The 12,980-nt window shown below is 71.4% G+C and carries 13 protein-coding genes; 5 read left to right on the forward strand and 8 right to left on the reverse strand.

Annotated features, from left to right (window positions below; all coding sequences use genetic code 11):
- Positions 1-45: 45 nt before the first annotated feature.
- Entirely contained in the window at positions 46-576 is a 531-nt protein-coding gene (locus tag ACTOWY_RS21130) for a DUF7282 domain-containing protein (RefSeq protein WP_441311376.1), read from the forward strand.
- 52 nt (positions 577-628) lie between these two features.
- The gene (locus ACTOWY_RS21135) at positions 629-1,573 is read left to right on the forward strand and encodes a glutaminase (RefSeq protein WP_441311377.1); all 945 of its coding nucleotides are present in this window, start codon (positions 629-631) and stop codon (positions 1,571-1,573) included.
- Between the two features lie 2 nt (positions 1,574-1,575).
- On the opposite strand, the gene ACTOWY_RS21140 is transcribed toward ACTOWY_RS21135, so the two are convergent.
- Positions 1,576-2,163 (reverse strand): TetR/AcrR family transcriptional regulator, encoded by a 588-nt coding sequence (locus ACTOWY_RS21140; protein WP_441311378.1) that lies wholly within the window; start codon positions 2,161-2,163, stop codon positions 1,576-1,578.
- Positions 2,164-2,304: 141 nt separating this feature from the next.
- On the opposite strand from ACTOWY_RS21140, the gene ACTOWY_RS21145 reads away from it, so the two are divergent.
- The gene (locus ACTOWY_RS21145; RefSeq protein WP_441311379.1) at positions 2,305-3,225 is read left to right on the forward strand and encodes an alpha/beta hydrolase family protein; all 921 of its coding nucleotides are present in this window, start codon (positions 2,305-2,307) and stop codon (positions 3,223-3,225) included.
- Here ACTOWY_RS21145 and ACTOWY_RS21150 read toward each other — a convergent pair.
- The gene (locus ACTOWY_RS21150; RefSeq protein WP_441311380.1) at positions 3,123-3,671 is read right to left on the reverse strand and encodes a DUF488 domain-containing protein; all 549 of its coding nucleotides are present in this window, start codon (positions 3,669-3,671) and stop codon (positions 3,123-3,125) included. The genes ACTOWY_RS21145 and ACTOWY_RS21150 overlap by 103 nt on opposite strands.
- 55 nt (positions 3,672-3,726) lie before the next feature.
- Positions 3,727-4,065, reverse strand: a complete 339-nt coding sequence (locus ACTOWY_RS21155; RefSeq protein ID WP_441311526.1) for a YybH family protein — start codon at positions 4,063-4,065, stop codon at positions 3,727-3,729.
- A gap of 76 nt (positions 4,066-4,141) precedes the next feature.
- Between ACTOWY_RS21155 and ACTOWY_RS21160 the strand changes: the two genes are divergently transcribed.
- Positions 4,142-5,140 carry a helix-turn-helix transcriptional regulator gene (locus ACTOWY_RS21160; protein WP_441311381.1) on the forward strand — a complete coding sequence of 333 codons (999 nt, stop codon included), beginning with the start codon at positions 4,142-4,144 and terminating at the stop codon, positions 5,138-5,140.
- Here ACTOWY_RS21160 and ACTOWY_RS21165 read toward each other — a convergent pair.
- Genes ACTOWY_RS21165 through ACTOWY_RS21175 form a run of 3 tightly spaced genes read right to left on the reverse strand, consistent with a single transcriptional unit; the run spans position 5,109 to position 9,633 of the window.
- Entirely contained in the window at positions 5,109-6,134 is a 1,026-nt protein-coding gene (locus tag ACTOWY_RS21165; protein ID WP_441311382.1) for a methyltransferase, read from the reverse strand. The genes ACTOWY_RS21160 and ACTOWY_RS21165 overlap by 32 nt on opposite strands.
- Complete coding sequence (locus tag ACTOWY_RS21170; protein ID WP_441311383.1) at positions 6,131-7,891, reverse strand: ABC transporter ATP-binding protein; 1,761 nt, start codon at positions 7,889-7,891, stop codon at positions 6,131-6,133. Before ACTOWY_RS21170 ends, ACTOWY_RS21165 begins: the two co-directional genes overlap by 4 nt.
- Complete coding sequence (locus ACTOWY_RS21175) at positions 7,888-9,633, reverse strand: ABC transporter ATP-binding protein (RefSeq protein WP_441311384.1); 1,746 nt, start codon at positions 9,631-9,633, stop codon at positions 7,888-7,890. Before ACTOWY_RS21175 ends, ACTOWY_RS21170 begins: the two co-directional genes overlap by 4 nt.
- A 78-nt stretch (positions 9,634-9,711) precedes the next feature.
- On the opposite strand from ACTOWY_RS21175, the gene ACTOWY_RS21180 reads away from it, so the two are divergent.
- Positions 9,712-10,314: a helix-turn-helix domain-containing protein gene (locus tag ACTOWY_RS21180; RefSeq protein ID WP_441311385.1), complete on the forward strand. Its 603-nt coding sequence runs from the start codon at positions 9,712-9,714 to the stop codon at positions 10,312-10,314.
- A 136-nt stretch (positions 10,315-10,450) separates the two neighbouring features.
- Here ACTOWY_RS21180 and ACTOWY_RS21185 read toward each other — a convergent pair whose 3' ends face one another.
- Positions 10,451-11,959: an FAD-dependent oxidoreductase gene (locus tag ACTOWY_RS21185; RefSeq protein ID WP_441311386.1), complete on the reverse strand. Its 1,509-nt coding sequence runs from the start codon at positions 11,957-11,959 to the stop codon at positions 10,451-10,453.
- Between the two features lie 3 nt (positions 11,960-11,962).
- Positions 11,963-12,859: an AurF N-oxygenase family protein gene (locus ACTOWY_RS21190; protein ID WP_441311387.1), complete on the reverse strand. Its 897-nt coding sequence runs from the start codon at positions 12,857-12,859 to the stop codon at positions 11,963-11,965.
- Between the last annotated feature and the right edge of the window lie 121 nt (positions 12,860-12,980).

Here is a 12,980-nt window from a genome sequence, read left to right on the forward strand (position 1 = left end):
CTTGGACTCATCGGGATTCCAGGTCCGGCGGCTTGACTTAGCGTCATGAACACACACCACCGAGCCCGATACCTGGCCGCTACCACCGGCGTCCTCGGCCTGTTGCTCGGCGGCTGCTCCGCCGCGGCCGCCCCCAGCACGCCGGGCCAGCCCGCACCGCTGACCGGCATCCCCGGTGTCAACACCCCGGTCCCCGCGCCCGCGCCGGGCGTCGCGCAGCCCAAGCTGCTCGCCCCGGTTTCCTTCCCGCGCACCGAGATCGACGCCGACGACCAGCGTGGTGACGGCAAGCGAGTGCTGATCGAGGAGTCCGAACTGCCGGTCGCCGGTCACCTGGTGGTCTTCGACCTCAGTGGCAAGCTGCTCGGCTCCACCCCGATCCAGCCCGGCGCGCACCGCGATGTCCCGGTCACCCTCGACCCGGCGCTGGGCCAGGGCACGCACTCGCTGCGTGCGCTGCTGACCGTGGACGACGGCGACGGCAAGTTCACCGCGGACAAGGACGCCCCGGTCCGCGAGGACGACGATGACGACCCGGAAATCGAGGACGAAGGGTTCCGTTACACCGTGGGCTGATCGTGGCCCGCGGTTGTTAGGGTCGCATTGGTTCACAGTGCGAAGGAGCCCGATGACCGCGCCACAGCAGGCCACCGACACCGGTGAGCTGTCCGCCGTGCTGGCCCGCATCCTCACCGAGGTCGGCCCGAGCGCGGGCCAGGCGGGCAGGGTGGCGGACTACATCCCGGCGTTGTCCGCGGTGGACCCGGCCACGTTCGGGTTCGCCGCGACCGACCTCACCGGGCACACCATCGGCGTGGGCGAATGGGAGATCCCGTTCTCCATCCAGAGCGTGTCCAAGGTGTTCTCGCTGGCGCTGGTGCTCTCCATCGAGGGTGATCAGCTGTGGCGGCGGGTCGGGCGGGAGCCCTCGGGCAACCCGTTCAACTCGCTGGTGCAGCTGGAGCACGAGAGCGGGATCCCGCGCAATCCGCTGATCAACGCGGGCGCGCTGGTGGTCACCGACCGGCTGCTCACCCTCACCGGCGACGCGCGGGGCGCGGTGCGGGACTTCCTGCGGGCCGAGAGCGGCGACGACCGGGTCGACTTCGACGCCGCGGTGGCCCGCTCCGAGGCCGAGCACGGCGACCGCAACGCCGCCCTGGCCCACCTGATGGCCAGCTACGGCAACCTGGAGAATCCGGTCGCCGCGGTCCTGGAGCACTACTTCTGGCAGTGCTCGATCGCGATGAGCTGCCGCGACCTCGCCCTGGCCGGCTCCTTCCTGGCCCGGCACGGCGTGCGCGCCGACGGCTCCCGGCTGCTCTCCCGCAGCGAGGCCAAACGGGTCAACTCGGTAATGCTCACCTGCGGCGCGTACGACGCTGCTGGTGAGTTCGCCTACCGGGTCGGGCTGCCGGGCAAGAGCGGCGTCGGTGGCGGCATCCTGGCCGTGGTGCCGGGCCGGTACTCGCTGTGCACCTGGAGCCCGGCACTGGACGAGCGCGGCAACTCGGTGGCCGGCGTGGCCGCACTGGACCACTTCACCACCCTCACCGGGCTGTCGGTGTTCTGACCTCAGCGCTGGTGTCGCAGGCCCTGGAGCAGCAGTTCGATCAGGCGGCGCGGGTCGTAGTGCGGGTTGTCGTCCCGCCCGATGCACAGGTTGCCGATACCGCGCATCAGTTCGTAGCCCTCGATGCCGGGCTTGATCTCACCGGATTCCTCGGCGGCGTCGAGCAGGTTCTCGCAGACGGGCACCAGCCAGTCCAGGAAAAAGGAGTGCAGCGCGTCGTAGCCACTGTTGGGCTGCATGATGTCGGCGAGTCCGTGCTTGGTGACCAGGAAGTCCACGAACAGGTCAACCCACTGCCGGAGCGCCTCGAACGGTGAACTGGCACTGGCCAGCAGGGTCCCGCCGGCTTCGACACATGCCTCAACCTGGTGGCGGTAGACGGCGATCACCAGATCCGCCCTGGTCGGGAAGTTGCGGTAGATCGTGCCCATCCCGACCCCCGCCTTGGCCGCGATCTCCCGGATCGGCGCGTCCACGCCCGAGGTGACGAACACCGCGGCGGCGGCGGCCAGCAGCGTTTGCTGGTTGCGCAGGGCATCGGCCCGCTTGCTCCGGGCCGGGACCTGCTCCGGCTGGCTGGGCTTGGACACCGCGCACTCCTTGGGGAACGGACCGTTTGACAAAGCGGAACGCTGCTCCGTATCGTCGATTCCGGAACACCGCTCCGCTTAAGCCTAGTCGAACGGGACGCTCCTGTCCGTCCCGCCTGCCTATCAAGGGACCAATCTGCCATGAGTACTTCGCCGTACCCCGTACTGTCGATCAGCCCGGTCGTGCTGCCGGCCCCCGACCGCGCCGTGGACCTCCAACTCCGGATTTCCGCGCCCCAGCACGGAACCGGGCTGCCGATCATCCTGCTCTCGCACGGCCAGGGCTACTCGAACCACCTCTCCTCCCTCAACGGCTACGCCCCACTCGCCCACTACTGGGCCGCGCACGGCTTCGCCGTCATCCAGCCCACCCACCTCAGCTCCCGCAGCCTGAACCTGGCCCCCACCACCCCCGGCGCACCACTGCACTGGCGCTCCCGGGCCGAGGACATGACCCGGATCCTGGACCGCCTGGACGACATCGAGACCGCCGTCCCACACCTGCGCGGCCGCTTGGACCGCGACCGGGTCGCGGTGGCCGGACACTCGATGGGTGGCCACACCGCAAGCCTGCTGCTGGGCGCGAGGATCACCGATCCCGACCTGAACCTGGCCGACTCCCGGATCAAGGCAGGCGTCCTGCTCGCCGCACCCGGCCGGGGTGGTGAGGCCCTCGCCGAGTCCGCGACCGAACTGCTGTCCTTCGTCACCGCCACCGACCTCAGCACCATGACCACGCCCGCCCTGGTGGTCGCGGGCGACAAGGACATCTCCACCCACCTCACCGTCGAGGGCGCGGAGTGGCACGCCGACCCCTACCGCCTCGCCCCGGCGCCCAAGACCCTGCTCACCCTGTTCGGCGCGGAACACGGCCTCGGCGGCGTCGCCGGTTACGACGTGGCCGAGACCACCGACGAGAACCCGGACCGGGTCGCCGCGGTGCAGCGACTCACCTGGGCCTACCTCCGCAGCGAGCTGTATTCCGAGGACCCGGCCTGGCAGTCCGCCCGCGCCGACCTGCTGACCGGACCCGGCGCGGTGGGACGGGTCGAAGCCAAGTAGTCCAGCAGGCGCGCGGCCACGAGTGAGCGGTGGCAGGCCGCCGCGTCGCGCTCAACGCAGAACAGCGCGATCGCCGAGTCGGTCGGCAGCTCTGCCGCGAGCGTGCCGAGGTCGAACGGGTCGAGGATCTCCTGGGTGTAGCCCTCGATGTAGGCGGGTGCCAGCGTGACGCGGTTGCGTTTGCCCACGCCCTGACGCTCGTCCTCGCGGTACTGGAGCTGGCGTAGTTCGGTGGTGGGCGCCAGGTCCTTCAGGTGGCGGTAGTCGATGTTCGCCGCGGCCAGCGCGTGCTGGATCCGGGTCGAGTTCGCCCAGGCGTAGTCCGGGCCGCGGACGCCACGGCGCTGGCGGAGGTCGAGTAGCAGGCCCACGCCCTCGTCGGCGAGCTGCTGGAGGAACGTCCCGGCAGTGTGGCCGTAGACGCCGATCGTCACGATTCGTCTCATCGCTGCCCCCTTGCTGGGCGGTGGGCCCGGCCAGGCCGAGCCCACCGCCGATTCGCTACGGCAGAAGTACCGGCTGATCCACGGCCCACAGCCAGGTGCCGTCGGGCTGGCGGCGGGCGATCTCCACGGTGATCTCGCCGGTGGCCAGGGTGCACGCGGTGAGGGCCAGGTCGCCGCTCACCAGTGCCGGGTGCTGCCTGCCGGGCGCGAGCACGGGTGCGGCGGCGACGAACTGTTCGTACACCTTGCGGATCTCGGCGTGGCCGGTGGCGAGGTTGCCGGGCGGGAAGGCCAGCACGGCGTCGGGCTCGTACAACGCCACCAGTCCGTCCACATCGCCGGCGTTGCCGCGTTCGATGAAGAACCTGCCCAGGTCGTTCGGCTCGGTGGCCACTGTCTTGCTTGTCATGGGAAGGAGCCTGTCAACCAATCACGACATCCTGTGTCGTGTATTTCCGTAGACTTGTGGCATGCGTGCCGACCGGTTGGTGTCGCTGGTGTTGTTGCTACGCCGGCACGGGCGGCTGTCCGCGACCGCGCTGGCCCGGGAGCTGGAGGTATCCACGCGCACGGTGCTGCGGGACATCGAGGCGTTGTCCGCGGCCGGGGTTCCGGTGTACGCCGAACGCGGGCGGCTCGGTGGGTTCGCGTTGCTGCCGGGTTTCCAGACCGAACTCACCGGGCTGAACCACGACGAGGCCCTCGCTCTGCTGGTCGCCGGATCGCGGCGGGGCGGGCAAGCGTTCGGGCTCGGCTCGGCGCTGGCTTCGGCCATGCGCAAGGTGGTGGACGCGCTGCCGGAAGGGTCCAGGGCCACCGCGGCCGGGGCCGCCGAGCGCCTGCTGGTCGAGCCGGAGACCGACCTGCTCGCGCGCCGGGTGGACGCCGAGGAGGTGCCGGCCGCCGTGGTGGCCGAGGTACGGCGCGCGGTGTTCGCCGGGCACAGGCTGCGCATCCACTACGCGGCCGCGGACCAGGCCGCGCGGTGGCGCACGGTGGACCCGATCGGCCTGGTCACCGTGCGCGGGCAGGGTTATCTGCTGGCCACCCGGTCCGGCGCGGACCGCACCTACCGGCTGTCCCGGATCCTGGCCGCCGAGGAACTCGACGAACCCGCCCAGCGGCCGGACCGGGTCGACCTGGACCGGGCCTGGCAGGAACGCAGCACCCGGTTCCGGACCGGCGGCGACCAGGTCACCGTGCTGCTCCGGCTGAACCCGGCGCGGCGGGCGGACCTGGTGGGCACCGCGCTGACCGTCCACGCCGAGGAAACCGGCGAAACCGGTGCGGCCGACGCGGACGGCTGGCTGCGGCTGGCGGCGACCTTCCAGGACTCGCGGCACGCCGAATGGGCGTTGTGGCAGCTCGCGACAAACGCGGAAGCCCTGGCGCCGCAGTGGTTGCGCACCGCGCTGCGGGACCGGGCCGCCGCGGTCCTCAGCTGCTACGGACCGCCTCGACCAGGCTGACACCGTTGCGGCGCAACGCTGTGGTGACGGTGAGGTCGGCGCGGGCGCAGAGCTGCTCGAACTCGGCGCGGGTGCGTTCCCGGCCGCCGTAGAGCACCATCATCCGGATGTCGGTCAGGCCGGGATCCCTGGGCTGGTCCGGGTTTCCGCGTTCCGGCAGGACCTCGTCGACGATCAGGATCCGGCCGTCCGCTGGCAGTGCGGCCCGGCAGTTGGCCAGGATCCGGACGGCCTGCTCATCGTCCCAGTCGTGCAGGATCCACTTGAGCACGAACAGGTCCGCGCCGCGCGGGACCTCGGCGAAGAAGTCACCGGCCTGGGTGGCGCAGCGATCGCTCAGCCCGGCCTGACGGACCGCCTCGGCGGCCTCGGGGATGGCGGCCTGGGTGTCGAAGACCAGGCCGCGCAACTCCGGGAAGCGGTGCAGCAGGGTGATGAGCAGGCTGCCGTTGCCGCCGCCGACGTCGGTGATCGAGGTGCACCGGGTGAAGTCGTAGAGGTCGGGCAGGGTGCTGGCGATGTGCCGGGTGGGCTGGCCCATGGCGGAGTTGTAGAGGGTGGCCAGTTCCGGGTCGGCGGCGAAGTACTCGAACACCTCCCTGCCGAAGACCTCCGGGAAGGCCGCGCGACCGGTACGCAGGCTGAAGTCCAGGCGGGACAAGGGTTCCAGGCCGGTGGGGTGGGAGGCGAGCAGGGCGTAGGCACGCAGCGAACCGTCCACATCGGACCGGAGCAGGGTGCCGGCCTCGGTGGCGGTGAAGCCGGCGTCGCCTTCGGCGCACAGGCCGAGGTCGGCCAGCGCGCGCAGTAGCCGGATCATGTGTGGGGCGGGGATTCCGCAGGTGGCGGCGATGTTGTCGGCGGTGCGTGGGGTGTGGTCCAGGGCGTCGGGCAGGCCGAGACGGGTGGCGGCGCCGACCACCATGGTCCGGGCCGCACCGGTGAGCAAGTGGGTCAGAGTCTGGAACGGGGTCGGTGGGTGGGACTGGGTCATCGGGGGGCTCCTTGCTGGTCGCGGGTGGCGATGCGCCAGCCGCGGGCGTGGGTGAACTGCTGGTGGATGCGGGCGAAGGCGCCACCGGTGCCGAGGAGTTCGCTCGGGGCGCCGGATTCGGCCACGCGGCCGGCATCCAGGGCGATGACCTGGTCGGCGGCGGCCAGGGTGCTGGGGCGGTGGGCGATGACCACGACGGTGCGGTCCGGGTCGCGGGCGAGTTCGGTGATGGCCGCGCTGATCGCGGCTTCGTTGGCGGCGTCCAGGGCGGAGGCGGCTTCGTCGATGAGCACGATCGGGGCCTGTTTCAGGAAGGCGCGGGCGATGGCCACTCGCTGGCGTTCGCCGCCGGAGAGTTGCGCCCCGGCCTCGCCGACCCTGGTCCGCCAGCCCTGGGGCAGCCGGTCGACCACCTCGTCCAGGCGGGCGGCGCGGGCCGCGGCGGTGAGTTCGGCGTGGGTGGCCGCAGGGCGGGCCAGGCGGAGGTTGTCCTCGATGGTGGTGTCGAACAGGTAGACGTCCTGGAAGACGATGGCCAGGTGGGTGAGCAGGCCGGGGTGGTCGTAGTCGCGGACGTCCAGGCCGCCGAGGCGCACCGAACCCTCGGTGGTGTCCAGGAAACGGGCGATCAGGCGGATCACCGTGGTCTTGCCGGAGCCGGAGGGGCCGACCAGCGCGGTGGTGGAGCCGGGCGGGCAGTGGATGGTCACCCCGGCCAGGGCTGGGCGGTCCGGGCCGTAGGTGTGGGTGATGTCGATCAGGTCGATGCCGGTGTGCGGGAGCCGGCGGATCGGGTTGGCGGGGGCGGGGAGTCGCGGCGTGCGCAGCAGCTGGTGCACCCGGTCCAGGCCGTAGTCCAGGGCGCCCAGGCCGTGCACGTGGCCGGCGAGTGCGCCCAGGGGTTCCAGGAAGCGCACGGCGAGCACGAGCAGGGCGACGGTGTCCGCGACCGCGAGGGCGCCGGAGGTGAGCAGGTGCACGCCCAGGGCCAGCACCGCGAGGAAACCAAGGGTGACCACGGCGGTGACCGACAGGGTGGGCAGCAGGGATTCGTTGAGGGCGCGGGCGTAGCGGCGGTGGTGCTCGGTGAGGGCGGCGTCGAGTTGCCGGGTCCCGGTGCGGGACTGACCGGCCGCCCGCAGCACCGGCTGGGCCTGGCCGTATTCGATGGCGCGGGCGGCGATCTCGTTGGCCGCCACCTCCATGTCCGCGCACGCGGCCGCGGTCTTGCGGCGACAGTGCCGCAGCAGCAGGAACGCGACCGGCAGGGTGGCCAGCAGCACCAGGCCGAGCCGCCAGTCCACGGTCAGGGTGACCGCGGTGACGGTGACCGGGACCAGCGTGCAGGTGATCACCGGGCCGCCGACCACCACGCACAGCCGGGAGATCGAGGTGGCCGCGGAGGTCACCGTGCGCACGAAGGTGCCCTTGCGTTCGGCGGTGAACCAGCCCAGCGGCAACGTGGTGAGGTGGCCCATCAACCGCATCCGCAGCGCCACCCCGAGTTCCCCGCTGGCGGCGAAGCCGACCGGGGTGGCCAGGACGCTGAGCAGCCAGTGCAGCAGCACCCCGGCGGCGCCGAAGAGCAGCCACGGGGTGGCGGCGGCGAAGTCCGGTTCCGGGCGCAGCACCGCGCGCAGGATCGGGAACAGCAGGCCGAGCAGCAGGCCCTGGAGGATCGCGAGCGCGGCCTGCAACGCGGCGAATCGGTGCAGTGGCGCGGGTTCCGGCCACAACCGGTGCAGCTGGCGGATCATGCCTGGTCTCCGTTCCGCTGGGCCCGCCACAGGCGTGCGTAGAGCCCGTCCTGGGTGAGGAGTTCGTGGTGGTCGCCGCGTTCGACCAGGTGGCCTTCGTCCAGGACCAGGATTTGATCCGCGGTGGCGATGGTGTGCAGGCGGTGCGCGATGACCAGCACGGTGCGCCCGGCGACGAGTGCGGACAGCGCGTCCTGCACGGCCGCCTCGCTGTCCGGGTCCAGGGCCGCGGTGGCCTCATCCAGGACCACGATCGGGGCCTCGGACAGGATCGCGCGGGCAATGGTGAGCCGCTGCCGTTCGCCGCCGGAGAGCCCGCCCTCACCGGAGTCCAGCACGGTGTCGTAGCCCCGGGGCAGCGCGGCCAGCACGTGGTGGATCTGCGCGGCCTCGGCCGCCGCGCGCACCTGGGCGTCGGTGGCCCCTGGGCGGGCGATGCGGATGTTCTCGGTGACCGTGTCCCGCAGCAGCACCACGTCCTGGAACACCAGGGCCAGCAAGGACAACAGCTCCGCCGGGGCGATCTCGCGGACGTCCACACCGCCGATCCGGATCGCGCCGCCGGTGACCTCGTGGAAGCGCGGCAGCAGGGCGGCGAGGGTGGACTTCCCGGCGCCGGAGGGCCCGACCAGCGCGGTGACCGTGCCCGGTTCGCAGGTGGCGCTGAGGTCGCTGAGCACGTTGGTGACGCCGTCGTAGCAGAAGCTGACCCGGTCGAACTCGATCCGATGTCCTTGCGGGCGTTGCGGTTGCGCTGGTTCCGGCAGGCCGGGGCGGGTGAGCAGCGCGTCGATGTGCCCGGCGGCCAGGCGGGCGGTGCGCAGGCCGATGCCGCCGTGGATCATCGGCAGCACCGCGTTCGGCAGCACCAGGCCGACCACCAGGAACGGCAGCAGATCCGGTGCGGGCAGGGACTTCGCGGCCACCAGGGGCAGGCCGACGGCCAGCACCACCGCGAGCACGGTCAGCTCTGAGCCGAGCACCCGGTTGAGCGCGGAGCTGTAGCGCACCTCGTCCACCCAGACCCGGAAGGCCCGCTGCTGCTCGCGCACGGCGGCGTGGAAACGGTCCAGCACCCGGCCGCCCGCGCCGAAGGTCTTGGCCACCGCGATGCCGTCGCCGTACTCCACCGCGGCGGCGCTGACCTCGCGTTCGGCGGCGATCAGCCGGGCCACGTGCTGCGGCATGGACCGCATCGACACCCGGTAGCAGAGCAGCGCCAGCGCCGGGATGAGCACGGTGACCAGGGCGAGCCGCCAGTCCACCAGCAGCAGATAGCCCAGGCCGCAGCCGATCGCGGTGGCCGCGCCGAGGATCTCGCCGAGGGAGTGCGCGAACAGGTTGTGCATGTCCTCCAGGTCGTCCGTCATCGCCTTCTTGATCTGCCCGGAGCCCGCCGCGCGGAACCAGCCCAGCGGCAGCACGCCCAGCCGCCGGACCAGGCCGCGGCGCAGGTGGTGCAGCATGCGCGCGTCCGCGTGGTGCCCCAGGTGTGAGGACAGCGCGAGCAACACCAGCCGCAGCACCGCCCCGGCCGCTCCGGCCACCGCCCACCACAGCACGCCGCCGGATCCGGTCAACGCCGACCGCGCGATCTCGGCCACCGCGAGGTAGGGCGCGAGCCCCGCCGCCTCACCCAGCGCGGACAGCACCGCGCAGGTGATCAGGTGCCCGCGCACCGGCCGCAACATCCGCCCCGCCGCGCGAATTCCGATCAGCCGCGGCCCGACGTCGACGCTCATCCTCAACCCCCTAGGAAGGTTAGCCTTACCTAGGGCGAAAGGTTGCCGGTTCAAGTCGACTTGATGTCAACTGGCACGGTGACCCCACCCGCCGTCGCCATCAGCGAAGCCGCCGCCCTGTACGACCTGCCGCCCTCGACGCTGCGCTGGTGGGAGGAACGCGGCCTGCTCGGCCCACCCCCGCGCGACGGCGGCCGCCGCCGCTACCGCGAGGCCGACCTGCGTCGCCTCGGCGTGGCCTACCTGTGTTGCGTGACTGGGCTGATGCCGCTGTCCCAGGCCGCGGTGGTGGCCGCGGGCCAGGCCAGCCGGGAGGATTGGCAGGGCACCGTCGCCGGGCAGATCGGCGCGCTGGCCGACCGCATCGACCAGCTGACCGCCGCCCGCGACTACCTCCAGCACCTGCTCCAGTGCGAGGACGCGGACATGACCGACTGCCCGTACCTGGAGCGGGAGCTGGCCGAGCGGACGCCACGGGGGCGGTTGCCGCAGGAGGATCTGGTGTCTGCGGCTCGGGCGGCGAAGACCGGCGGGCGTGATGAAAAGGCGGAGCTGGGTGACGAAACGCGGTGTGTGAGTTGCGCGCGGGTGGTGGGGGAGGGGGTGCGGGGGCGGCCGCGGCGGTATTGCTCGGCGGCCTGTCGGCAGCGCGCGTACCGGGCCCGGCGGCGGCCGGGGTGAGGTGGGTGTGCGACAAGTGCCAACGTGGCGTGCGAGAACGGCCAACTCACCGTCCATAACGGCCAAGTCGGCGTCCATAGCGGCCAAGTCGGCGTGCGAGAACGGCCAACACGGTGTGGGGTTTGGCGGGGTGGGGTTAGGTGGTGGGGCGGGGGCGGAGTCGGGCGGTCAGGGTGGCGAGGCGGGTGGGGCGGGGGGTTCGGGTGGGCAGGGTGCCTGCGATGGCGTCTGTGAGGAGGGTGCCGACTGTCTCGGCTGCGCAGGCTTTGTTCGCGCCGATTCCGCCGGTGGGGCCGCGTTTGATCCAGCCGACCACGTAGGTGCCCGGCTGGACGCGGCCGCCCTTGTGCGGAATTGTGCCGGTGTCGGCGTCGAAAGGCAGGCCTGGCAACGGGTTTCCGCGATAGCCGACTGCTCGGATCACCTGGCCGGTGGCGATCTCGATCTCACCGTCCGGGCCGGTGACGCGTAGGCCGCGTACCTCGGTGTCGCCGACGATCTCCAGTGGCGCCGAGTGGAATCGGAGCACGATCCGCCTTCGGCCCGGCGCGGGTGGGGCGGACCAGTCGACCGTCTGCCGGGTAATCCCTTGCAGCAGCGCGGCTTTGCCGTCGCCGGTGTCGATGGCCTTGGTGGTGCGGGGGTCCTGGTCGTCGAGCACCAGGTCGAGGTCGGACCGCTCGGTCAGGGCGAGTAGTTCCGGCATGGTGTAGGCCGCCTCGGCCGGGCCTCGGCGGGCCAGCAGCACCACCTCGCGGACCTTGCTGGAGGTCAGCTGGGCCAGTGCGGCAGGGGCGATCGTGGTGCCGGTCAACGTGTTCGGGTCGGCGGCGAGGATGCGGGCGACGTCCAGGGCGACGTTGCCGTTGCCCACCAGCACAACGCGTTCGGCCGACAGATCCACCGCGGTGGCGGGGACGTCGGGGTGGCCGTTGTACCAGGCGACCACGGTGGTGGCGGCCAGGCTGCCGGACAGGTCTTCGCCGGGGATGTCCAGGGTGCGGGCGGCGGAGGCGCCGACGGCGTAGATCACCGCGTCGTACTGGGCGGACAGCTCGGCGGGGGTGAGACCGGCGCCGACCTGGACGCCCAGGCGCAGGGTCAGGCGGGGGTGCTGGTGGAAGCGGGCGAAGGTCTCGGCGATCTTCTTGGTGGACGGGTGGTCCGGGGCCACGCCGTAGCGGATCAGGCCGCCGGTGACCGGGAGGCGGTCGATCAGGGTGACCCTGGCGTTGGTGTGCAGCAACAGGTCCGCGACGGTGTACATGCCCGCGGGGCCGGTGCCGACCACCGCGATGTCCAGTGGCGCGAAGTCGGCGGGGATGGTGCGGCTGAACTCCGGCGGGCTCCAGGCGTGGAACATCGGCGCGGGTGCGGTCTCGGTCGGGGTGCGGCCGCTGTAGTAGTCGGCGTTGATCCGGGCGTAGGGCTTGAGACCGGCGGGCAGTTCGGCCACCGGGAAGATCGCGTCCACGGGGCAGGCGTCCGCGCAGGCGCCGCAGTCGATGCAGGCAGCCGGGTCCACGTAGAGCAGGTCGGTTTTGCCGAAGTCCGGCTCGTCGGGGGTCGGGTGGATGCAGTTGACGGGGCAGACCGCGATGCAGGACGCGTCGGCGCAGCAGGTCTGGGTGATCGCGAAGGCCATGGCTCAGATCAGGTTCGCTCGCTGGTAGAACCAGGTCGCGGCCTTGGTGAGCAGGCCGGCCGAGTTGAGGAACTCCATCAGGCCGGCGCAGCTGGAGCGCATCATGGACTTGTAGTTCTGGTTCGCCCTGGCCTCGCGCAGGGCCCGCCTGGTGTCGAGTCCGGCGTTGGCGTAGACCTTCGGGCTGACCATGCTGGTGACGATGCAGTAGGACACGATGGCCACCACCAGGCCGTTGATCTGCTTGCGCAGCCAGCCCGCGCCTTGCAGCCGTTCCAGGGTCTCCTCCCTGGCGAACTTCATGTGCCGGGACTCCTCGACCACGTGGATGTTGTTGATGGTGCGGACAAACGGCGCCACCCGGTCATCGCGCATCCAGTCCCGCTGCATGACGTCGAGGACCTCCTCGGCGACCAGGATCGAGGCGTAGGCGGCCTCGCCGTAGGCGACCGTTTTGAAGGCCCGGCCGAGTTCGATCACCAGCCGCTTCGGCCGGTACGCGGGTGCGCCCAGTTTCGCCGAGCCGCGGGCGAACATGATCGAGTGGCGGCATTCGTCGGCGATCTCGGTCAGCGCCCACTGGAAGGCCGGGTCGGTGGGGTCCTTGGCGTAGAAGTCCCGCAGGATCATCTGCTGCAGGATCATCTCGAACCAGATCCCGGTGCTGGCAACCGAGGCCGACTCCTGCCGGGTCAGTTCGCGCTGCTGTTCCGGGGACATCTCCGCCCAGTAGGCGGTGCCGTAGAGGCTGCACCATTCCGGGCTCATGCCGTGGTGCGCCGCGTCCAGGGGGGTTTCCCAGTCCACCTCGGTCGCCGGGTCGTAGGACAACTCCGACGACGAGTCCAGCAGCCTTCGGGCCACGGCCTGGCGGTCGGGTCGGGCTTCAACGGTGGCCATTCGCGGACTCCTTGTAAGCCGAGTAGCTGTTACTCAAGGTTACTGTAACCAAAAGTAACACATATGTCCGGTCTGGCCCAGACCCCGTGAGCAGCCAGGACTGCGGGCGCTCTGCCACCCG

It is taken from the genome of Crossiella sp. CA198, from assembly GCF_052078295.1.
GTDB lineage: Bacteria > Actinomycetota > Actinomycetes > Mycobacteriales > Pseudonocardiaceae > Crossiella.